General features: G+C 71.1%; 17 protein-coding genes and 1 pseudogene. 8 read left to right on the top strand and 10 right to left on the bottom strand.

Annotated features, from left to right (window positions below; all coding sequences use genetic code 11):
• On the bottom strand, window positions 1–584 hold a 584-nt coding region (locus VFW79_RS06030; protein WP_329676413.1), incomplete at its 3' end, for a methyl-accepting chemotaxis protein.
• A 139-nt stretch (window positions 585–723) separates the two neighbouring features.
• Between VFW79_RS06030 and VFW79_RS06025 the strand changes: the two genes are divergently transcribed.
• Window positions 724–1,728 carry a patatin-like phospholipase family protein gene (locus tag VFW79_RS06025; RefSeq protein WP_329676412.1) on the top strand — a complete coding sequence of 335 codons (1,005 nt, stop codon included), beginning with the start codon at window positions 724–726 and terminating at the stop codon, window positions 1,726–1,728.
• A 32-nt stretch (window positions 1,729–1,760) separates the two neighbouring features.
• Here VFW79_RS06025 and VFW79_RS06020 read toward each other — a convergent pair whose 3' ends face one another.
• Window positions 1,761–3,089, bottom strand: coding sequence for a 2-hydroxycarboxylate transporter family protein (locus tag VFW79_RS06020; RefSeq protein WP_329676411.1), 1,329 nt, complete (start codon window positions 3,087–3,089; stop codon window positions 1,761–1,763).
• A gap of 330 nt (window positions 3,090–3,419) precedes the next feature.
• Here VFW79_RS06020 and VFW79_RS06015 point away from each other — a divergent pair, with 330 nt between their 5' ends.
• Window positions 3,420–4,847 carry an NAD-dependent malic enzyme gene (locus VFW79_RS06015; protein ID WP_329676410.1) on the top strand — a complete coding sequence of 476 codons (1,428 nt, stop codon included), beginning with the start codon at window positions 3,420–3,422 and terminating at the stop codon, window positions 4,845–4,847.
• Window positions 4,848–4,914: 67 nt separating this feature from the next.
• Here the strand turns inward: VFW79_RS06015 and VFW79_RS06010 are convergent, their stop codons facing one another.
• The 7 genes from VFW79_RS06010 to VFW79_RS05980 all read right to left on the bottom strand — a co-directional run bounded on the left by VFW79_RS06010 (window position 4,915) and on the right by VFW79_RS05980 (window position 12,492).
• Window positions 4,915–6,021: a hypothetical protein gene (locus tag VFW79_RS06010; RefSeq protein ID WP_329676409.1), complete on the bottom strand. Its 1,107-nt coding sequence runs from the start codon at window positions 6,019–6,021 to the stop codon at window positions 4,915–4,917.
• An 8-nt stretch (window positions 6,022–6,029) separates the two neighbouring features.
• Window positions 6,030–6,389, bottom strand: coding sequence for a fumarate reductase subunit FrdD (gene frdD, locus VFW79_RS06005; RefSeq protein WP_329676408.1), 360 nt, complete (start codon window positions 6,387–6,389; stop codon window positions 6,030–6,032).
• On the bottom strand, window positions 6,389–6,880 hold the full coding sequence (locus VFW79_RS06000) for a hypothetical protein (RefSeq protein WP_329676407.1): 492 nt from the start codon (window positions 6,878–6,880) through the stop codon (window positions 6,389–6,391). Before VFW79_RS06000 ends, frdD begins: the two co-directional genes overlap by 1 nt.
• Complete coding sequence (locus tag VFW79_RS05995; protein WP_329676406.1) at window positions 6,877–7,698, bottom strand: succinate dehydrogenase/fumarate reductase iron-sulfur subunit; 822 nt, start codon at window positions 7,696–7,698, stop codon at window positions 6,877–6,879. Before VFW79_RS05995 ends, VFW79_RS06000 begins: the two co-directional genes overlap by 4 nt.
• Window positions 7,695–9,512 (bottom strand): fumarate reductase (quinol) flavoprotein subunit, encoded by a 1,818-nt coding sequence (gene frdA, locus VFW79_RS05990; protein ID WP_329676405.1) that lies wholly within the window; start codon window positions 9,510–9,512, stop codon window positions 7,695–7,697. The genes VFW79_RS05995 and frdA overlap by 4 nt, the downstream gene beginning before the upstream one ends.
• Entirely contained in the window at window positions 9,512–10,963 is a 1,452-nt protein-coding gene (locus VFW79_RS05985) for a class II fumarate hydratase (RefSeq protein ID WP_329676404.1), read from the bottom strand. The genes frdA and VFW79_RS05985 overlap by 1 nt, the downstream gene beginning before the upstream one ends.
• An 80-nt stretch (window positions 10,964–11,043) precedes the next feature.
• Window positions 11,044–12,492 (bottom strand): anion permease, encoded by a 1,449-nt coding sequence (locus tag VFW79_RS05980; RefSeq protein WP_329676403.1) that lies wholly within the window; start codon window positions 12,490–12,492, stop codon window positions 11,044–11,046.
• A gap of 420 nt (window positions 12,493–12,912) precedes the next feature.
• Between VFW79_RS05980 and VFW79_RS05975 the strand changes: the two genes are divergently transcribed.
• The 6 genes from VFW79_RS05975 to VFW79_RS05950 all read left to right on the top strand — a co-directional run bounded on the left by VFW79_RS05975 (window position 12,913) and on the right by VFW79_RS05950 (window position 20,964).
• On the top strand, window positions 12,913–14,535 hold the full coding sequence (locus tag VFW79_RS05975) for a sensor histidine kinase (RefSeq protein WP_329676402.1): 1,623 nt from the start codon (window positions 12,913–12,915) through the stop codon (window positions 14,533–14,535).
• Window positions 14,532–15,212: a response regulator gene (locus VFW79_RS05970; RefSeq protein ID WP_329676401.1), complete on the top strand. Its 681-nt coding sequence runs from the start codon at window positions 14,532–14,534 to the stop codon at window positions 15,210–15,212. The genes VFW79_RS05975 and VFW79_RS05970 overlap by 4 nt, the downstream gene beginning before the upstream one ends.
• Before the next feature lie 138 nt (window positions 15,213–15,350).
• On the top strand, window positions 15,351–18,182 hold the full coding sequence (locus VFW79_RS05965) for a cation-translocating P-type ATPase (protein WP_329676400.1): 2,832 nt from the start codon (window positions 15,351–15,353) through the stop codon (window positions 18,180–18,182).
• Entirely contained in the window at window positions 18,179–19,099 is a 921-nt protein-coding gene (locus tag VFW79_RS05960) for a cation diffusion facilitator family transporter (RefSeq protein ID WP_329676399.1), read from the top strand. The genes VFW79_RS05965 and VFW79_RS05960 overlap by 4 nt, the downstream gene beginning before the upstream one ends.
• Before the next feature lie 43 nt (window positions 19,100–19,142).
• Window positions 19,143–20,105 (top strand): transporter, encoded by a 963-nt coding sequence (locus VFW79_RS05955; RefSeq protein ID WP_329676398.1) that lies wholly within the window; start codon window positions 19,143–19,145, stop codon window positions 20,103–20,105.
• Between the two features lie 91 nt (window positions 20,106–20,196).
• Window positions 20,197–20,964: an HAD-IIB family hydrolase gene (locus tag VFW79_RS05950; protein WP_329676414.1), complete on the top strand. Its 768-nt coding sequence runs from the start codon at window positions 20,197–20,199 to the stop codon at window positions 20,962–20,964.
• Between the two features lie 90 nt (window positions 20,965–21,054).
• Here VFW79_RS05950 and VFW79_RS05945 read toward each other — a convergent pair.
• Window positions 21,055–21,174: pseudogene (locus VFW79_RS05945) on the bottom strand (helix-turn-helix transcriptional regulator); the annotation flags it as partial.
• Window positions 21,175–21,347 lie beyond the last annotated feature (173 nt).

Raw genomic sequence — 21,347 nt, 5'->3', positions numbered from 1 at the left:
ATCTCCCGGATCGAGGCACCCATCTGCTCCGCCCCCGCCGCCACCGTCTGCACATTGCGCGACACCTGCTCCGCCGCAGCCGCCACCACCCCCGCCTGCACACTCGTCTCCTGCGAGCCCGCCGACACCTGCGAGCTCGACACCGACATGTCCTGCGAGGTGGACGCCATGCCCTGCGCGGTCTGCCTGAGGACCGTCATCGTGTCGCGCAGCGCGGCCGTGGCGCGGTCGATCGACGCAGCCGCCTGGCCGATCTCGTCGTTGCGGTCCAGGCCCGTGCTCCGGGTCAGGTCGCCCGACGCCAACCCCTCGGCGACGTACTGGACGCGCGCCAGCGAGCGGCTGACCCGTCCGGCCATCCAGAGGCCCACGCTGATCGGCATGACGACGCCGAGCACCGCGACGCTGGTCGTGACCGCGTCGAGCCCAGCCCGCACGGCCACGACGACCAGCGGCACGATGGACCAGCCGACCGTCAGCATGAGCTTCGTCAGGAAGGAGACGTCCGAGAGCCAGCCGACGAACCCGCCGCTGCTCGGAGAAGTCGTCGTCGGCTGCGAGCCGCGCTGTGTCGAGCCGGCCATGAGTGCTCCCTGGAGACCTGCGTGAGTGGACCGTTCTTCCCGTCGGCCACGCGGGGCCGATCGTGAGTGATTCGGGGCACCGACCGGGGAGCGACCGGAACCCACACCTCGGTTGCCGTGGGGTCGTAGTGTCGATGTCGTGGCACCCGGAAAGCGCGTCGCCCTCGCCCTCGGCAGCGGTGGTGCGCGCGGGCACGCCCACATCGGCGTCATAGCCGTCCTGGAGGAGCGCGGCTACGAGATCGTCAGCGTCGCGGGTTCCTCCATGGGGGCCCTGGTGGGAGGTCTCCACGCCGCGGGCACCCTCGGCCCGTACACCGACTGGGCCCGCACCGTCACCCAGCGCGACGTCCTGCGCCTGCTGGACCTCTCGATCAAGGGTCCCGGCGCGATCCGCGGGGACAAGATCCTGGCTCGGGTCAGCGAGCTGCTGGGCACCGCGCTGATCGAGAACCTGGCGATCCCCTTCACCGCAGTGGCGACCGACCTGCTTGCGCGCAGGGAGGTCTGGTTCCAGCAGGGACGCATGGACGCTGCCATCCGGGCGTCGATCGCGCTGCCGGGCTTCTTCACCCCCGTGATGATCGACGGTCGCCTGCTCGCCGACGGCGGCATGATCAACCCCGTCCCCGTCGCGGCCCTCACGGCGGCGCACGCCGACCTCACCGTGGCGGTGTCGCTCGGCGGCGAACGGACCCGCAGCCCGGGCCACGAGTACGCGGCGCTCCGCCCGGCCGAGGAGCTGCTGGGCCTGGTCCGGCGCACCGTCGGCCAGGTCCGCGAGTTCGAGCTGCCGCGGTTCCAGGCGGGCCATCGGGTCCCCGGGCACGGCTCGCCACCCGTCGTCATGCCACCGATCGAACCTGTGGACCTCGTGCCCCCGTTCCCGCCCGGCCTGCGGACGGTCGACGTCATGAACCTGTCGCTCGAGGCGATGCAGAGCGTCCTGACCAGGTACCGGCTCTCCGGCTACCCGCCCGACGTGCTGGTCACCGTACCGAGCGACGCGTGCCGGACGATGGACTTCCACCTGGCGGCCGACATGATCCAGCTCGGTCGCGACCTCACGATCGAGGCCCTCGACGCGATCGACGTGACCGACACGACCGACGCGCACCGTTCGGAGCATCCCATCGTCGGCTGACCCGGGCCACCACGACGCCCGTTCTGGCTCGCTCAGCTGATGAGCCGGATGAGCGAGGCCGCCGCCACGACGGTGGTGACCCCTCCGATGCGGGTCGAGATCTGCGCGAACGGCATGAGCACCATGCGCTGCGACGCCGACAGGATCGCGACGTCGCCGGTCCCGCCGAGCCCGCTGTGGCACACGGTCACGAGTGCGGCGTCGATCGGGAACATGCCGATCGCGCGCCCGACGAGGAATCCGGCGCCCGCCATGGTCAGGACCACCGCCGCGCACGTCACCACATACCCCAGGCCGAGGACCTTCAGCACGTTGTCCAGCGGCACGTACAGCATCCCGAGGCCGATCATGAGCGGGTAGATGAAGTGCCCGCAGATGATCGAGTACACGGCCCGCGCCGAGTCCTCGACGCTCTCCGGCACGAGGCCTGCAACCTTCAGGATCACCGAGAAGACGATGACCAGGACCGGGGCGGGCAGGTGCACGAGCGGCTCCGCTAGGGTGCCGAGCACGAACATCGAGCAGATGACGAGCACACCCATCCCGTAGGCCGTCGGGGCCGACGACGTCGGGCCGGCGTGCTCGCCGCGCACGGTGGCCACAGAGCCTGCGGCGCCCGCGGCTGCCTGCGCCTGAACGGTCGCTGCGGCCGGCCGGTCGGACGCGGGCCGGGGCCGCACCAGCATCCCGCCACCGTCGAGCTGTGGTCGCCGCTCACCGAGCCGACGCAGCGCGCCGGCCAGGATGATCGCCACGATGTTGCCGATGACCGCGGCTGGGATGAGTTCCGCGACGTACGTCTCGGCCGATCCGCCGAGGGCACCCGAGTACGCGGCCGACAGCGGCAGGATCCCCTCGCCGATGCCACCTCCGATGATCGGCACGACGAGATAGAACAGCGCACGGTGGAAGCTGTAGCCGAACAGCATCGCGACCCCGATGCCGACTCCGACAGAGGCGAGCGTGCCCACCAGCAGCGGCGCGAAGATCCTCGCCAGCCCCGACAGCATCATCGAGCGGCGCATGCCGAAGATGCTGCCGACCACGAGCGTGCAGATCACGAAGTAGAGGAAGTTCGCCTGCTTCATCAACGCACTGGTCGCCGCGAGGGTGTTCTCGCTGAAGAACCCGAGATACACGAGCAGCGACGGCACCATCAGACAGACCAGGGCCCCGCCACCGACCCGGGAGACGCCGGGCAGCCGGTTGCCGAGAGGACCGAGCAGCATCCCCAGGCCCGTGATCACGGCCAGTCCGCCGATCATGTTCTCCGGGATCCTGCCGAGCGCGCCCGCGACCAGCACCAGCGCGGTCAGCAGCACGGGGACGACGACCGCCACCCCACCGAGTCGATCGACCACACGTCGATCCTCAACGGGTGTGGTGGCCTCGGGCAGAGCTGTGGGGCGTGGTGCAGTCGTCGTCGACATGGGTCCTCCGGGGATGAGCACGGCGTCGTTGCCATCGACGGCAAGGCCGTCGAGATGTGTCTAGTGCCCGGGGTGTCGCACGTCACGGTTGCGTACACAACGGTCGCCACGGGCCCACCTTCACGCTCCGCTCCGCTGCGCACGACGTCGCGACCGTTGTGTACGCAAGCGTGACCGCGCACCTGGCGCGAGCTAGAACGGAGCAGATGGCGGCACGCCGTCCTCGGCAACGACGCCGAGCCCCTCGCCCCGAGGATCACCATGACCGTCCTGGCCACCCCGTCCGCCGCCTACACCCTCACGCTGCGAGTCGAGCTCAGCAGCAGCCCCGGCACGCTCGGCCGACTGACGACCGTGCTCGGTGCCGCCGGTGCGAACATCGGGAGCGTCGACGTCGTCTCCCGCGGGCGGCACACGCTCGTCCGGGACATCCAGGTCTTCTGCCGCGACGAGGCCCACGGCACGCAGGTCATGGCGGCGGCCCGCACGGTCGCCGGCACGACGGTCGCGTCGGTCACCGACCGTACGTTCGCGCTCCACCAGGGCGGAAAGATCGAGATCACGCCGCGCTTCGCACTCGACGCACGCGAGGACCTCTCGATCGCCTACACCCCTGGGGTCGGCCGGATCTCGTCAGCGATCGCCCAGGAGCCGGAGCTGGTATGGGACCTGACGATCAAGCGCAACTCGGTCGCGGTGCTGACGGACGGCTCGGCCGTGCTCGGGCTGGGCGACCTCGGACCGTGTGCTGCCCTTCCGGTCATGGAAGGCAAGGCGATGCTGTTCAAGCAGTTCGCGGGGATCGACGCGTACCCGATCTGCGCGAACGCCCACACGATCGAGGAGCTGGTCGCGCTCGGGGTGATGATCGCACCCGGCTTCGGCGGCATCAACCTCGAGGACATCAGCGCACCGCGCTGCTTCGAGGTCGAGCGCCGGTTGCAGGACCTCGTCGACATCCCCGTCTTCCACGACGACCAGCACGGCACGGCCACTGTCGTGCTCGCGGCCCTGATCAACTCGGCGAGGGTCATCGGGCGACGCCTGGACGACCTGCGTGTTGTCGTGCTGGGCGTCGGGGCGGCCGGTGTCGCCATCACGCGTCTGCTGCTCGACGCCGGTGTGAGCGACATCCTCGCGGTCGACAAGGCCGGGATCCTGCACCCGCGGATGGCGGACCTGGACCCGGAACGCCGATGGATCGCCGAGCACACGAACCCCGAGCGCCGCACGGGCGGCGTCGAGTCCGCGCTGCGCGGTGCCGACGTCTTCGTCGGCGTGAGCGGTCCCGACGCGGTCCGCCCCGAGTGGCTGCGCTCGATGGGTCCGGACGCCATCGTGTTCCCGATGGCGAACCCGGTCCCCGAGATCATGCCCGAGGCTGTGCCACCGAACGTGCGGATCCTCGGCACGGGTCGCAGCGACTACCCGAACCAGATCAACAACACGTTGATCTTCCCGGGGTTCTTCCGCGGGCTGCTGGACGCCCGTGCGCGCACGGTGCTGCCGCAGATGCGCGTGGCCGCAGCACATGCGCTCGCCGACGTCGTCGCGCAGGACGGCCCGACCGAGGACTACGTGGTGCCGAGTGTGTTCGACCCGCGGATCGTGCCGGCGGTCGCGGCCGCGGTCCAGCAGGTCCAGCACGCCGCGTCGCGTCCGGTCACTGCAGCTGCGGCGATCGCCTGACACTCACGGACGGACGTCGGCCCGACTCCGGAGGTGCTCCGGGGCCGGGCCGAGGTCTGGACCGCTGTCAGCTGACGACGCGCCGCACCGATCGGCGTGGCGTCCGCGCGGGACGCGGGTCGTCGGCGGCCGGTCGTCCGAGACGCAGCACCTGCTGCACCACCCCTCCGCCGAGACCCAGAGCATCGGCAGCGCGCCGACGCGCATCGGCGTCCTCCACCAGCTGGCCGAGCACCCCGATGCCCAGTCCCGCGGCGGTGGCCGCCAGCATCGCGCGCTGGACGGCCGCTCCGGCGAGCACCTGCTCACCAGGCGAGTCACCGACCGTCACGACGACGAGCAGCTGAGGCGTGATCTCGAAGTAGTCATCGACGAGCCGTTCGGAAGACCCGTCCACGCGAACGCTGAAGTCCCGGCCCGCGACTCGTCCCGAGGCGTCGCGCCGACCGTAGGCACCGGTGGGTATCCCGCGACCGCCGGACACCTTCGCCCATCGCGCGATCTCCGCCAGGTACGCCGGGTCGTCGCACCAGCGCGCATCAACCTGTGCGGTGAGAGCGAGCAGCTCGGCGGAGCGGGCCGCATCGGGTCGCAGAGCGCGCGCGCCGACCGCGAGCGCCGGGCCGTTGCCCTGCGCCGCCTCCGCGAGGTCGACCGATCCCCGTCCGCGCACCGCGGCCGCGAGCGACTCCCAGACCTGCGGGTCGAGCTCGCCGTACAGCGGTGTCCGCACTGTGCGTCGCGCACCGACGGCGGCGTGCAGCTCGCGCTCGCGCGCCGTCGCAGGCACGCGGTCCCGACCCCAGGTCGCCACGACCACTGGTCGATGTGCTGGGCCGGACGGCATCGCAACGCCACGATCACGTCGACCGACCGCCGCAGCGACGCACGCGCCGCTCACGGGCTCGATCCGTACCTCACGCTCGAGCCGTCGGCGCAACCCGAGCTCGAGGTTCGCGGCTGCGGCACCGAGCGAGGCCAGCGCCCAGCGCCCCAGAGGGTCGATCACCGTGGGCCGCGGTCCGTCCTCCAGCCAGATCTCGACCGAGTCGGAACCCACGACGAACCGCCACGGCTGGCTGTTGTGCACCGACGCGGCGAGCGTGGCGTCGCGCACCGCACCGCGCACCTTCATCGCCGACGTCGTCCGGACACCCGGCAGAGTGCCGATCATCGAGGCCCTCATGAGGCGAGGAACAGCGCATAGGCGACGGCCGGCGTCAGCATCGCGATGCCGTAGATGCCCGCGCGGACGAGCTCGGGCGGGTGCAGTCCGAGGTCGTGCAGCGCGTGGTACGTGCGGTGGCAGCAGTGCCAGAGCACGAGGCCGAGCGCCAGGCAGACCACCAGCGCGACGAGCGGGTGCGTGAGGAACCCGTGCATCCGCTCATAGGTTCCCGAGGCGCCACCGAACGCACCGAACGGCACGAGCAGCCCGAACACCACCACCAGTACCGGCATCGTGAAGACGGCGAGCATGCCGCCCCCACCGAACAACGACCACATGAGCGGCTCGTTCGTCCGCCCTTCCCACTGGCGCATCACAGGCCTCCGAGCCCGACGTAGACGATCGCGGCGAACGCGAGCAGCAGCACGTAGTGCTGGGCGACCACCCAGCCGTCGGCGACATAGCGACGCCCGCGGCGGATCCGGATGATCTTGGGCGTCGCCTGGAACCACGTCGTCGCGTGCACGAGCGACATGACCACTGACAGCGCGGTGAGGACGAGGTTGACGGGCCGTGTCTGCATCGCGACCCACCACTGCCATGCGTCAAGCCCGCGGTGCAGGCAGACGAGCCCGACGGCGAGATCGAACACGAACAGCCCGACGACGACGCTCGACGCCTCACGCAACGCATACGCCCGGTACTCGCGCGTCTGCAGGAACCACGTTCGTGACGTGGGTGCACGATAGGGACGCCGCGCGCTCACAGGTGCGGCGCCGTCGCGGACGACAAGCACCTCGGGACGGGCGTCGGATCCTCTCGATCGCGTCCCGACGACGCGACCGCTGACCGTGGAGGCGCTCATCGGACCGCTCCGTGGCGGGGCAGCACGAACTCGCCGGCCCATGCCTTGGCAGCCGCTGCCTTGGCCTGCTGGATCGCAGCGGCCGGGTCGACCCCCTTGGGACAGGACGTGGAGCACGCACCCACGAAGGTGCACGCCCACAGGCCTGCCTCGGAGTCGAGCGCGGGCAGCCGCAGGTCCTCGCCGTGATCGCGCGAGTCCCGGTTGTACCGGACTGCGGCCGTCACCGCGGCCGGCCCGAGGAAGTCCGCGGCGATGCCCACCTGCGGGCAGGCCGCATAGCAGAGCAGGCAGTTGATGCACATGGAGTAGTCGTGGAACGCGAGCATCTGCTCGGGGGTCTGCAGGTTCCCCGGTCCGGCCAGCGGCACGTCGTCCGCCACGACGAAGGGCTTGACCGCGGCGAGCCGGGACATGAACGGCTCCAGGTCGACGACGAGGTCGCGCTCGACGGAGAAGTTCTCGAGGGGCTCGACCAGCAACGGCCCGGGGGCGTAGTCACGCACGAACTGCTCGCACCCGAGCTTCGGGACACCGTTGAGCATGAATCCGCAGCTGCCGCAGATCGCCATCCTGCACGACCACCGAAACGTCAGCGACGGGTCCACGGTGTCCTTGATCCACGTGAGGGCGTCCAGGACCGACGTGTCCTGACCCCACGGCACGTCGTACTCCTGCACCGAGGGGGCCGTGTCGAGATCGGGACGGTAACGCTGAACCTGCAGACGGATCGTGCCGAGCACCGCGCCGGAACCGCGACCCCCTGCGCCGTCGCACGAACCGCAGCAGTTCGCGGAGTCTGCGCACTCCTCGCTCATCGACGTGCTCCTTCCGGTGCCGAGGCACCCGGCGCCGCCGCCGCCTGCTGGGCGGTCGCTGCTGCTCCTGCTGCGCCGTACGCCCGCTGGGCGGGCTGCGAGGTGGTGATGACGACCGGCGCGTAGCTGATCGTCGGCGCACCCTCGGTGCGGAACCAGGCCCGGCTGTGCGCCAGGAACCGGTCGTCGTCGCGTTCGGTGAAGCCGTCCAACCGCTGGTGCGACCCCCGCGACTCCTCGCGTCCGATGGCGGAGTGCACCATCGCCTGCGCGACGTCGAGCATCGCGCCGAGCTCGACGACGCCCGCCCAGTCGGTGTTGTAGACCGGGCACGTGTCGACGACCTGGACGTCGGCGTAGCGCTCCTTGAGCTCGCCCACCTTGGCCGCGGTCGCAGCCATCCCCTCGGCGGTGCGGAAGATCCCGACTCCATCGCTCATCGTCCGGCCGAGCTCAGCACGGATCAGCGCGGGCTTCTCGGTACCTCGACCCATCATCGACACGAAGCGCGCGCCGGTGTCCTGGGCCGCCGTCCGCACGGCGACCGACGGCCCGGTCGGCTCGCTCCACGCGAACGCCGCTGCCTGCTCTCCGGCGACCTTTCCCAGCACCACCAGCTCGGCCAGCGAGTTGGATCCGAGCCGGTTGGCGCCGTGCAGGCCCGAGGACGCGCACTCCCCCACCGCGTACAGACCGGGGAGCCCGGTCGCCGTGGTGACGTCGGTCTCGATGCCACCCATCGTGTAGTGCGCGGTCGGGCAGACGGGGATGGGTTCCGTGGCCGGGTCGACACCCAGGTACTTCTCCGCGAGCTCGCAGATGAGCGGGAGCCGCTCGTGCAGGTACGCCGCGCCGAGGTGACGCAGGTCCAGGTGCACGGCGTCCCCACGCGGGGTGGAGATCGTGCTGCCCTTGCGCTGCTCGTGCCAGAACGCCTGCGAGAGCCGGTCGCGCGGTCCGAGCTCCATGTACTTGTTCTTCGGTTCGCCGATCGGCGTCTCGGGTCCCAGTCCGTAGTCCGCGAGGTAGCGGTGTCCGTCCTTGTTGAGCAGGATCCCGCCCTCGCCGCGGCATCCTTCGGTGATCAGGATGCCCGAGCCCGGCAGGCCCGTCGGGTGGTACTGGACGAACTCCATGTCCCGCAGTGCGACCCCAGCCCGATAGGCCATCGCCATGCCGTCGCCGGTCACGATCGCCCCGTTGGTGTTCTGTGCGTAGATGCGCCCAGCACCGCCCGTCGCCATGATCACCGCGCCCGCCTCGACGAGCACCGGGTAGCCGTCACGCTGGTTGTAGGTGAGCACCCCGGCGACGCGGTCGTCGTGCACGACCAGCTCGAGAGCGAGGTGCTCGTCAAGCCTCGCGATGGAGGTGTGCTTGAGCGACGTCTGGAACAGCGTGTGCAGCAGGTGGAACCCTGTCTTGTCGGCCGCGAACCACGTACGCGGCTCGCTCATGCCTCCGAACCGGCGGACGTTGACGTTGCCGTCGCCCTTGCGGCTCCAGGGGCATCCCCAGCGCTCGAGCTGGTACATCTCCTCCGCGGCGTGCTCCACGAAGAACTGCACGACATCCTGGTCGCACAGCCAGTCCCCACCCGAGACGGTGTCCGCGAAGTGCTTGTCGATCGAGTCGCCCTCGCCCACGACCCCAGCGGCCCCGCCCTCGGCCGCAACCGTGTGCGAACGCATCGGGTAGACCTTCGAGATGAGCACGATGCTCAGCTCGGGATTGGCGCTCGCCGCGGCGATCGCCGCGCGCAGCCCGGCCCCACCTCCGCCGACGATCGCGATGTCGGCTCGCAGCGTCTGCATCACTTCTCCTGCGGGCGCGCGGCCGGCGCGACCGTCATCGCGAGCACGTCGAGCGCAGCGTCCAGCTGAGCTGTGGTGAGCTCGCCGCGCTCGACGTAGCCGAGCCCGACGACGGCCGCACGGATCGTCAGGTCGCCGGCGACCGCGTGCTTGACGATCTTCGCGGCGGCCTCGTAACCGATCAGCCGGTTGAGGGGGGTGATGACCGAGGGCGAGGACTCGGCGAGCTGCCGGCACCGCTCACGATGGGCGACGATGCCGACCACGCACTTGTCCGCCAGGTGCCGTGCGGCGTTCGCCAGCAGAGTGATCGACTCGAGCAGGTTGCGAGCCATCACCGGGAGCATGACGTTGAGCTCGAACGATCCCGAGGCCCCGGCGAAGGCGACGGCCGCATCGTTGCCGATCACCTGTGCGGCGACCTGGAGCACAGCCTCGGGAATCACCGGGTTCACCTTGCCGGGCATGATCGACGAGCCCGGCTGCAGGTCCGGCAGCGAGATCTCGCCCAGGCCGGTGCGGGGACCGGAGCCCATCCACCGCAGGTCGTTGCAGATCTTGACGAGCGAGATCGCCACGGTGCGAAGCACGCCGGACGCCTCGACGAGCGCATCCTGCGCGCCCTGTGCCTCGAAGTGGTTGCGCGCCTCGGTCAGGGGCAGCGCCGTGCTGGCGGAGATCAGCTCGATGACGCGCTGGGGAAACCCCGCGGGGGTGTTGATCCCGGTGCCGACCGCGGTGCCGCCCAGCGGCAGCTCGGCCAGCCGCGGCAGCATGTCGAGCAGCCGGGCGACCCCCAGCTGGACCTGCGCGGCGTACCCGCCGAACTCCTGGCCGAGCGTCACAGGAGTGGCGTCCATCAGGTGCGTCCGACCCGACTTGACCACGTCGGCGAACTCGTCCGACTTCGCGGCCAGCGCGCCAGCGAGGTGCTCCAGCGCCGGAAGCAGCTCGGTCACGACCGCCTGCGTCGCGGCGATGTGGATCGAGGCGGGGAACACGTCGTTCGACGACTGCGAGGCGTTGACGTCGTCATTCGGGTGCACGAGATGGCCGAGCCGCTCCGAAGCCAGAGTGGCGAGGACCTCGTTGGCGTTCATGTTGGACGACGTGCCGGAGCCGGTCTGGAAGACGTCGATCGGGAAGTCGACGTCCCAGCGGCCGGCGATGACCTCATCGGCCGCGGAGACGATCGCGGCGGCGGTCTTCTCGTCGAAGAGGCCACGCTCGTGGTTCGCGATGGCGGCAGCGCGCTTGACCTGGGCCAGGGCCGCGATGTGGTGGCGGGAGAGCCGTGTGCCGGAGATCGCGAAGTTGTCCACGGCGCGCTGGGTCTGGGCGCAGTACTTGGCCTGGACCGGGACCCGCACCTCCCCCATCGTGTCGTGCTCGGTGCGGGTCCGGGGCGCGCCGTCGTCCGTCAGCAGGATCGGATTCAGATCGAGAGTCATGGTGAGGCCTTACTGGGTGGGGGCGTCCTGGGTGGGCGCCGCAGGTTCGGGGGGAAGCGCGCGCACGCGCCGGTCGGGCGTCACCACATGCCGAGAACCTTCATCCAGACCCCGCCGACGCCCATCCAGATGGCGATGGTCGTGAGGCTGATGACGAATCCGGTACGCCACCAGGCGGCGACGGGCACGTAGCCGGCGCCGAACAGCACGGGCGCAGGCCCTGAGGAGTAATGGGTCACCGACGCGAACAGGCTCGAGATGAATCCGAGGACGAGCGCCGCCATCAGGGGCGGCGCGCCAGCCATGATGGCGGTGGCCAGGAATGCTGCGTACATTGCGGAGACGTGCGCAGTGTTGGATGCAAACAGGTAGTGGCTGAAGAAATACACGAGCGTGAGCACGATGAATGCCGTCACCCAGCCCATTCCCGCGACCGCGCCGGACATCTGCGTGCTGAGCCACGGGATCAGCCCGAGCGCGTTGAGCTGGGTCGCCATCATGACGAGCACCGCGAACCACACGAGGGTGTCCCATGCCTGCGTCTCGGTCTTGACGTCGTCCCACGTCAGCACCCCCGAGACGAGCAGGACCACGAGCCCGACGAGGGCGGTCGTCGTGGCCGAGAGGCCGAGCAGCGGCTCTCCGAGCGTCCACAGCCCGAGCAGCAGCACGATGGTGGCCGTCATGACCTTCTCGGCGCGTGACATGGGGCCCAGCTCGGCGAGCTCGGACCTCGCGGACGCCGCGGCTTCCGGGGTCTTCTTCAGCTCGGGCGGATAGATCCGGTAGACGACCCAGGGCACGACCGCCAGCGACACGAGCCCGGGCACGATCGCCGCCAGGGCCCACGACCCCCAGGAGATCGACACCCCCTGGTCGCCGGCGAGCTGCGCCGCGAGCGGGTTGCCCGCCATCGCCGTCAGGAACATCGCCGACGTGACCGCATTGACGTGGAAGGCGGACGACGTCAGGAAGGCTCCGACCTTGCGCGCGGTCGGACCGTTCGGCTCGCTGCCGTAGCTCGCGGACACGGACCGCACGATCGGCTGGATGATCCCGCCTGCCCGCGCGGTGTTCGACGGGGTGGCGGGCGCCAGGATGAGGTCGGTCGCGGCCAGGCCGTAAGCGACGCCCAGCGGGCTCTTGCCGAGCCGCGCGACGAAGAACAGCGCCAGGCGCCGCCCGAGACCGGTCTTGATGACGCCGCGAGAGATGAAGAACGCGACGACGATCAGCCAGATCGTGGTGTTCGAGAATCCGGAGAGCGCGTCGGCCGGCTTGAGCACTCCGGTGACGATCGACGCGACGAGCCCGAGCACAGTGACTGCACCCATCGGCAACGGCTTGGCGATGACACCGACGATCGTCGCGACGAAGATGGCGAACAGGTGCCAGGCCGGCGACTCGACCCCGGACGGCGCCGGTACGAACCAGAGCGCGGATCCGACGGCGATCGGGATCGCGAGCCGCGTGAGCGAGACGGGGTGCAGCCCACCGGGCGCCGGAGCGCCCCCGTGCTCGCCGGGCACCGGTGGGACGTCGGCGGCCGCACCACCGGGGACGGCCTTTCTTGCGTTGCCAATCCGATTGTCGGAGTAAACGCCCTGGGCCATTGTCGTGTGGCCTTTCGTGAGACGAGAGCCGCGCCGTCGCGGCCCGATCACCACGAGTTTTGCCGTGCGCACCTCACCGAGCGGGGACCATTGTCCCGACGCTGGCGCGGAGCGGATTGTGGTCGTTGTGTTCGCAGCGAACCTCGCGCGACCTGCGCTTCGGCACAGAGTTTTGGCCATAATGAACGCATGAACTCACGGCCGATCCGACGCCCCACGTGGCGACCAGGTCGCGCTTCGGGTGCTCAGGGTCCCGCGAGGGCTCCCGGCCCCGCGGCGTGGGCAGCCGCGCCGGACAGTCGCAGCCTGGCGAGCCGCGTCTTCGTGCTGCAGGTCGTGCTTCTGATCGCCGTCGGCGCCGCGGGCTTCATGTTCGCGGTGCACGAGGCGCAGCGGTCGACGCGTGCCGAGGCGATCGCGCAGGCTCGTGCCACGGCCGTCACGCTCGCCCTGGACCCGACGGTCCTCGCTGCCGTGCAGGGCCCCGACCCAGCAGGCACCCTCGCGGCGCCGGTCGAGCGTCTTCGTCAGGCGAACGACATCGCGTTCCTCGTCGTGATGAGCCCGACGGGTACCCGGTACACCCACCCGGACCCGCGCGAGGTCGGTGGCAGGTTCCTCGGCACGATCAGCGGCGCCCAGCAGGGGCGCACCACCGTCGAGGACTACACCGGCACGCTCGGACGCTCGGTGCGCGTCGTGACACCCATGTTCGACGACCGCGGCCACGTCGTGGCCCTCGTGTCAGCTGGTGTGCCGCTGACGTCGATCGTCGACAGGGTGCGCGCGAGCGCGCTCCGGCTCGGAACGCTCACGGGCGGCGCGGTGCTGCTCGGGCTGCTGGGCACCTCGATCGCCACTCGCCGACTGCACCGTCAGACCTATGGCCTCGGACCTGTCGGCCTCGCCCGCCTGCACAGCTATCACGACGCGCTGCTGCACTCGGTCCGGGCCGGTCTGGTGCTCGTCGGCAACGACCGCACCGTCGTGCTCTGCAACGACGACGCGCGCCGACTGCTCGACACCCCCGACGTCCGCCCGGGCGATGCCGTGTCATCGCTCGGGCTCGACGCTGCTCTCGGTGAGCTCATGTCCTCGGGGCGCACGTGCGACGGTGAGGTCTACGCCACGGCGTTCCGCACCCTGGTCGTCACACAGGTCCCCGCCGTGACCGACGGCACCCAGCTGGGCTGGGTCACGACCCTGCGGGACCGCACGGACCTCATCCAGCTTGCCGGCGAGCTCGACTCGTTGCGCGCCTTCACCGACTCGCTGCGCGCTCGCGCGCACGAGGCCGACAACCGACTGCACACCGTCGTGGCTCTGATCGAGCTCGGCGAGACCGAGCAGGCCGTCGCGTTCGCGACCGCCACGCTCACCCAGACGCAACAGCTCGTGGACAGCGTGACCACCGCGGTCGCGGAGCCGCCGCTCGCCGCACTGCTGCTCGGCAAGGCAGCCCAGGCCGATGAGCGCGGCGTCCACCTGGAGCTCATGTCGGCCACGCACATCCCGGTGACGGGGCTGCCCGCTGGCGACCTCGTGGTCATCGTCGGGAACATCATCGACAACGCGATCGACGCCGCGTCGGATGCCCCCGCCCCTCGGTGGGTGCACGTCAGCGGCCGACGCGAGGACGCTGAGCTCGTGCTCGAGGTCGCCGACTCCGGCGCGGGTCTGTCCCCGAAGGCGGCACGGCTCGCGTTTACGCGCGGGTGGTCCACCAAGTCCGCACCTGATCAGGACCGTCCGCACGGTCGCGGGCTTGGCCTCGCGCTCGTGGAGGGAGCCGTGCGGCGCCTCGGCGGACGCGTCGAGGTCCGTCACGACCCCCACACCCTGTTCATCGTGCGACTCCCGCTCGCGACAGCCGTCGTGCCACGGCCCACCGGCCCGGCCCTGCTGCAACCCGCCGCCCCCACGTCCGCGCTCGCGCCCGAACCTCGGGACCCCGCATGATCCGGGTCCTGGTCGTCGACGACCAGGAGGTCGTGGCCCGGGCCCACCGCACCTTCGTCGACCGTGTCCCGGGCTTCACGACCGTGTCCATCGCCAGGGACGGTGCCGCTGCTCTCGAGCGCATCCGACGCGGCGGCGTGGACCTCGTCCTGCTCGACCTGACGATGCCGGGGATGTCGGGTCTGGACGTGTGCCGGACGCTGCAGACCTATCCGGAGCCACCGGACGTCATCATGGTCACGGCGGCGCGCGACCTTGAGTCGGTGCGCACCGCAGTCCGTCACGGAGTCGTGCACTACCTGATCAAGCCGTTCACGTTCGCGGCGCTGCGCGGCAAGCTCGACGTGTACGCCTCGTACCGGGCGGCCGCCGCCGGGCAGCGCGACGTCACCGACCAGGGCGAGATCGACGCAGCCCTCGCGGCCCTGCGAGGTTCGAGCGAGGCGTCATTGCCCAAGGGGATGTCGCGCGAGACGCTCAGCGCGGTCCGTTCGGCGCTCATCGCGGCGCCCGAGGGTCTCACCGCGCTGCAGGCCGCCGATGTCGTGGGCACGTCGCGCGTCACCGCGCGCCGGTACCTCGAGCACCTTGTCGCGGGCGGCGGGTGCGAGCGAGAGCCCGTGTACGGCCGCGCAGGCCGACCCGAGCTGCGCTACCGCCTTCGCCCCGCCACCTGACCCGCCGGCCACGGCGGCTGTCGGCGAGATCGCGTCCTGCCCCACAGCCACTGCCCCCTCAGCTTCCACCGCTACCACCCCGATGCCGGCGACGGTTCCGACCGTCGGGACGCCGCCCCCGGTGGCAGAGTGGACGGCATGGCGAGCGCCACCCTCGAGACCGACCCCTCGGTCGTGGACGCACGGACGGTGCTGCGCCGGGTGAGGTCTGACCCGGACCGCGGCCTGTCGTCGGACGAAGCCGCCCAGCGCCTGGCCACGGTGGGCCCGAACGAGATCGCGACCGCGAAGCCGGTGCCGTCGTGGCGCAAGCTCGTCGCCCAGTTCCGCGACCCGCTGATCTACCTGCTGCTGGCCGCGATCGTCATCGCGGTCGTGGCCTGGTGGGTGGAGGGGGCCGACGGGCTGCCGTTCGATGCTCTCGTGATCGCGGTCATCGTCGTGGCGAACGCGGTCCTCGGCTACGTGCAGCAGGCCCGGGCGGAGAACGCGGTCGCGGCGCTGGCGCGGATGACCGCGACCACCGCGACCGTCGTGCGTGACGGCGTCCAGCTGCGGGTACCGACTCGCGAGCTGGTGCCCGGGGACCTGCTGCTCCTGGCCGAGGGCGACACGGTCGCGGCGGACGCCCGGCTCATCTCCGCGGCGACCCTGAGGGTCGCGGAGTCGTCGCTCACCGGAGAGAGCGAACCGGTCCTCAAGGACGCCCGGACGCTGCCGGAGCCCGCCGCGCTCGGGGACCGGTTCGACATGGTCTTCAACGGCACCTCCGTCACCCAGGGCGTCGGCCGGGCGGTCGTGACCAGCACCGGGATGGCGACCCAGATGGGTCAGATCGCCGACCTGCTGCACGCCACCCACGAGGGCCCGACCCCCCTCCAGCGGGAGATCTCCCACGTCGGGCGGATGCTCGGCATCGCCGTGATCGTGATCGCCGTCGTGGTGATCGGGACGATCTTCCTGGTCTTCGGCGTCCACTCGCTGGGCGACGTCGTCACGGCTCTGCTCCTGGGCGTGTCGCTCGCCGTCGCCGCGGTTCCCGAGGGCCTGCCCACGATCCTCACGGTCGTGCTCGCGCTCGGCGTGCAGCGGATGGCGGCCCGGCACGCGATCGTCAAGGATCTCTCGTCGGTCGAGACCCTGGGCTCGGCGTCGGTGATCTGCTCCGACAAGACCGGGACCCTGACCAAGGGCGAGATGACCATCGGGTGCGTCGTCACCGCGTCGGGCGAGGTCACGTTCACGGGCGCGGGGTACCGGCCCGACGGGCAGGTCGTCCACGGCGGCGTCGCGCTCGTCGCCGGCACCGACCTGTGGAACGAGACCGCACTGGTGCTGGGCGGCGGCAGCCTCGCGAACAACGCGACGCTGCGCGAGGAGGACGGCGAGTGGGTCATCCAGGGCGACCCCACGGAGGCCGCGTTCATGGTCGCCGAGATCAAGCTGGGCACGCAGGACGACCGCACGGCACGGTTCCAGCGGCAGGGTGAGATCCCCTTCACCTCGGAGCGCAAGATGATGACGAGCCTCGAGGCCGACGCCCAGCGCGCCGGACGGCTCGCGGTGGTGACGAAGGGTGCCCCGGACGTGCTCCTCGACCGGTGCTCGCACGTGCAGGTCGCCGATCGCCACGTGCTGCTCGACATCGACGGCAGGGCCCGGATCCTGCGGGACGTCGAGCGCCTGTCGGACGAGGCGTTCCGCACCCTCGGCGTGGCCTACCGGCCGCTCGACGTGTGGGCGGCCCCGGCGCTCGACGACTCCCTCGAGCGGGGACTGGTCTATGCGGGGACGGCGGGGATCATCGACCCGCCGCGCGCCGAGGCGGCCCGTGCCGTCGCTGAGGCCCACCGGGCCGGGGTCCGGGTCATCATGATCACGGGCGACCATCCCCGGACGGCGAGCCGCATCGCGCGCGACCTCGGGATCGTCGAGCGCGAGCACGTCGCGGTGACCGGTCTCGAGCTGGACCGGCTCGACGCGGACCAGCTGCGCGAGACGGTGCGCCACCGGTCCGTCTACGCCCGGGTGACCCCGCAGCACAAGCTGCGCATCGTCGACGCCCTCCAGGCCGACCACCACGTCGTGGCCATGACCGGCGACGGCGTCAACGACGCGCCGGCGCTGAAGGCCGCTGACATCGGGGTCGCGATGGGGCTGACCGGCACGGAGGTCACCAAGGAAGCGGCGAACATGATCCTCGCCGACGACAACTTCGCGACGATCGTCCAGGCGGTCCGCGAGGGGCGCGGCATCTTCCTCAACATCAAGAAGTTCCTGCGCTACCTGCTGTCGTCGAACATGGGCGAGGTCCTCACGGTCTTCTTCGGGGTCGTCCTCGCGGGCGTCCTCGGGCTGGCCCACGTCGACGGCACCGTCGCGCTCCCTCTGCTGGCGACCCAGATCCTGTGGATCAACCTGCTCACCGACAGCGCGCCCGCCCTGGCCATGGGCGTCGACAACGAGACCGAGGACGTGATGAGCCGCCCGCCGCGGTCGCTCCAGGACCGCGCGATCGACGGCCGCATGTGGGGCGGCGTCATCCTCCTGGGTCTCGTCATGGCGGCGGTCACGCTGCTGACCATCGACCTGTTCGCCGCCGGGGGGCTCATCGCGGGCACCCACCCGCTGACCAACGCGCGGACCGCCGGGTTCACCGTCCTCGTGCTCGCGCAGCTCTTCAACGCCCTCAACGCGCGCTCGGAGACCGTGACCGCGTTCCACCGGCTGTTCGCGAACGCGTGGCTGTGGGGGGCCATCGCGCTGTCGGCAGCGCTGCAGGTCGCCGTCGTGCACCTGCCCGGCCTCAACCACGCGTTCACGACCTCGCCCCTCACCGGCGACCAGTGGCTCGTGTGCGTGGCGATGGCGAGCACCGTGCTCTGGGTCAGCGAGCTCCGCAAGCTCGCCCTACGCCTCGTCGACCGGTACGGCCACCGGCGCGCGCCGACTGAGGAGCGAGCGGCATGACGGGCCCGACCCGGCCGGGCGGTCCGCACGAGGATCGGCTGCTGTTCCGCTTCATGCTGCTCTCGCTCGCGGCAGCCGTCGTGACCATCGCCCTCAAGGTCGGCGCAGCCGTCATCACCGGCTCGGTCGGCTTCTTGTCCGACGCGATGGAGTCCGGCGTCAACCTCGTCGCCGCGGTCGTGGCCCTGTTCGCGCTGCGGGTCGCCGCGCGTCCGTCCGACGCGAGCCACCACTTCGGCCACGGCAAGGCCGAGTACCTGTCCGCGCTCGTCGAAGGGGCGATGATCTTCGTCGCCGCGACCGCGATCGTGTGGACGTCGATCCAGCGGCTCCTCGCGCCCGCGCCCGTGCTGCAACCCGGGGTCGGCCTCGCGCTGTCGACCGTCGCGTCGCTGGTGAACCTCGCTGTCGGCGTCACGCTGCAGCGCGTCGGGCGGGCGCACCGGTCGGCCACCCTCGTCGCCGACGGCAAGCACCTGCTGACCGACGTGTGGACCTCGGTCGGCGTCCTCGTCGGCATCGCCCTGGTCGCCCTGACGGGCTGGCAGCCGCTCGACCCGATCGTGGCCCTGGCCGTCGGCGTGAACATCCTCTGGACGGGCTACCGCCTGCTGCGCGGATCCGTCAGCGGCCTGCTCAGCGCGACCCTCCCCGAGCACGAGCGCGCGCAGATCGACACCGTGCTGGACCGGTACCGCACGGAGTACGGCGTGACGTTCGCGCCGCTGCGCACCGTGGAGTCCGGTCGCCAGCGGTTCGTGTTCGCCGTCCTGACCGTCCCGGCCGAGTGGACCGTCCAGGCCGCGCACGACATGACCGAGCAGCTCGAGGCCGACATCGACGAGATCCTGCCCGGGACCGAGACGTTCGTCCACGTCGAGCCGCAGGCTGAGCCGGAGGCCGTCACCTCGGGGTGAGAACCCGCCAGGTGGGCGGCCTCGGTTGTGCGAGGCTCCTGCCGTGACCACCAGCACGCTGCGCCCCGTGCGCGTCCCGCTCAGCGCCTTCGGCCCCGCGTTCGGACTGTCCGGGCTCGCCGGCACGTGGACCGCCGCGACGCACGGCCTGGGCGCACCCGCGGCCGTCGGCGCGGCACTGTGGGTCGTCGCGGGCCTGACGTGGGTCGTGACGACGGCCCGGTACCTCGCCCGTCCCGGCGGCCCCCGCGCGATCCTCACGGACCTGCGCCACCCCGCCGTCGGCCCGTTCGCAGCGCTGTTCGCGATCGTGGGCCTGCTGCTCGGTGGGCGGCTGGCCGCGTCGGCACCCCGAGCCGGCGAGGTCCTCGTGTGGACCATGGCGGTGATCGCCGTCGTGTACGCGGCCTGGTTCCTCGCGGTGGTCTTCCAGGGCGGCGGTGCCCTCGACGCCGTGCACGGCGGCCACCTGCTCCCTACCGTGGCAGCCGCCCTCATCTCGGGCCAGTCGCTCGCCGTCGTGGGTGCACGCCACGTGGCGGTCGGAGCGTGGGCCGTCGGCATCCTCTTCTGGATCATCGTCGGCACCGTCATCCTCGCCCGGCTGGCGTTCCGCCCGGCCCTGCCCGACGCGCTCGTGCCGAGCCTGGCCATCCTCAGCGCCCCGCCCGCGGTCGCCGGCAACGCCTGGTTCGCGCTCAACGGCGGGAGGGTCGACGTCGTCGAGGAGCTGCTGCTGGGCACGTTCATCGTGCTGATGCTCGTGCAAGTCTTCCTCGTCCCGCGCTACGCCCGGCTGACGTTCGGCCTCAGCTTCTGGGCGCTCACCTTCACGGCCGCATCGAGCGCGACGTTCGCCCTGCGCTGGCTCGTGCTGACCGAGCCGGCCGGCCACCGCGTGTGGGGCTGGCTCGTGGTGGCCGGCGCGACGGGCCTGATCGGCTGGATCGCCGCTCGATCGGTCGTGCTCGTCGTCCGCGGCTTCGGCTCTGCGCGCAACATCTGAGAGAATGTGAGGGCTGTCCGCGTCGCGCGGACCATCGAGCCGCCGTGCAACCCACGGCTCGGATGCCCGCACCACCTCCTGGAGGCTCCCCCTGTCCCCCGCACCTCGGCTCGTCGCATTCGACCTCGACGACACGCTGGCCCCCTCGAAGTCCCCGCTCGACCCGCGCATGGCGGACCTGCTCGTGCGCCTGCTCGACGTCGTCGAGGTGTGCGTGATCTCGGGCGGTCAGTTCGGCCAGTTCCAGATGCAGGTCGTCGACCGCCTCGGAGCGGCGACGCCCGCCCAGCTGGCCCGGCTGCACCTCATGCCCACGTGCGGCACGCAGTACTTCCGCCACACGGGCGAGTCCTGGGACCAGGTGTACGCGCAGAACCTCACCGAGGACGAGAAGTCCCGCGCGCTCGCCGCCGTGACGGAGTCCGCGCAGGCCCTGGGCCTCTGGGAGAGCGAGACGTGGGGACCGATCCTCGAGGACCGTGGCAGCCAGATCACGTTCTCGGCGCTCGGGCAGGCAGCCCCGGTCGCCGCGAAGACCGCCTGGGACCCGACCGGCTCCAAGAAGACGTCGTTGCGTGAGGCGGTCGCCGCCCAGCTGCCCGATCTCGAGGTGCGCTCGGGCGGGTCCACGTCCGTCGACATCACCCGCAAGGGCATCGACAAGGCCTACGGCATGTCCCGCCTCGCCGAGATGACGGGGATCGACCTGCAGGAGATGCACTTCGTGGGCGACCGGCTCGACGAGGTCGGCAACGACTACCCCGTCAAGGCGCTCGGGGTCCCGTGCCACGCGGTCACCGACTGGGAGAACACCGCCGACTACCTCGACCTCTTCATCCCCGAGCTCACGGCGAACTAGACGATCGCGCTCCCGGCCAGCAGCGACAGGGGGCGGTTGCCCGCGGTGTCGAGGACGAGGTCGTAGCGGGGACCCGCTGCGGATGAGCACGTCGTCGGGGTACCGGAAGACGGCGTCGAGCGGGACGCCGAACGCGCTGGCGATCTGGAAGGCCAGCTCGAGCGAGGGCGAGTACCGCCCCTGCTCGATGGCGATGACGGTCTGGCGGGTACATCGCGGGAGATCAGGTCCCGATCGTTCGAACACCGGCGAGTCAGCCTGCGGGCGTCGGGGCGGGATGGGGCGCCACGCACACGGGTCCGGCCAGCCGCGTGTGGCGCGTGCCCGCGCACGGCACGAGACTGGATCCGCAGCCTGACCGGCCGCGCGTCGCCGTCCCAGGA

The sequence above is a fragment of the Cellulomonas sp. genome (assembly GCF_036279715.1).
GTDB lineage: Bacteria > Actinomycetota > Actinomycetes > Actinomycetales > Cellulomonadaceae > Cellulomonas_A.
This window is presented reverse-complemented; position numbering and strand designations above follow the sequence as displayed.

Bases quoted from the DNA above. Each gene is read 5' to 3' on its own strand.
- VFW79_RS06015 (WP_329676410.1), top strand. From the start codon at position 3,420: ATGACCGTCCTGGCCACCCCGTCCGCCGCCTACACCCTCACGCTGCGA.
- VFW79_RS06010 (WP_329676409.1), bottom strand. From the start codon at position 6,021: ATGATCGGCACTCTGCCGGGTGTCCGGACGACGTCGGCGATGAAGGTG.
- VFW79_RS05965 (WP_329676400.1), top strand. From the start codon at position 15,351: ATGGCGAGCGCCACCCTCGAGACCGACCCCTCGGTCGTGGACGCACGG.
- VFW79_RS05970 (WP_329676401.1), top strand. From the start codon at position 14,532: ATGATCCGGGTCCTGGTCGTCGACGACCAGGAGGTCGTGGCCCGGGCC.
- VFW79_RS05985 (WP_329676404.1), bottom strand. From the start codon at position 10,963: ATGACTCTCGATCTGAATCCGATCCTGCTGACGGACGACGGCGCGCCC.
- frdD (WP_329676408.1), bottom strand. From the start codon at position 6,389: ATGCGCCAGTGGGAAGGGCGGACGAACGAGCCGCTCATGTGGTCGTTG.
- frdA (WP_329676405.1), bottom strand. From the start codon at position 9,512: ATGCAGACGCTGCGAGCCGACATCGCGATCGTCGGCGGAGGTGGGGCC.
- VFW79_RS05960 (WP_329676399.1), top strand. From the start codon at position 18,179: ATGACGGGCCCGACCCGGCCGGGCGGTCCGCACGAGGATCGGCTGCTG.
- VFW79_RS06000 (WP_329676407.1), bottom strand. From the start codon at position 6,880: ATGAGCGCCTCCACGGTCAGCGGTCGCGTCGTCGGGACGCGATCGAGA.
- VFW79_RS05995 (WP_329676406.1), bottom strand. From the start codon at position 7,698: ATGAGCGAGGAGTGCGCAGACTCCGCGAACTGCTGCGGTTCGTGCGAC.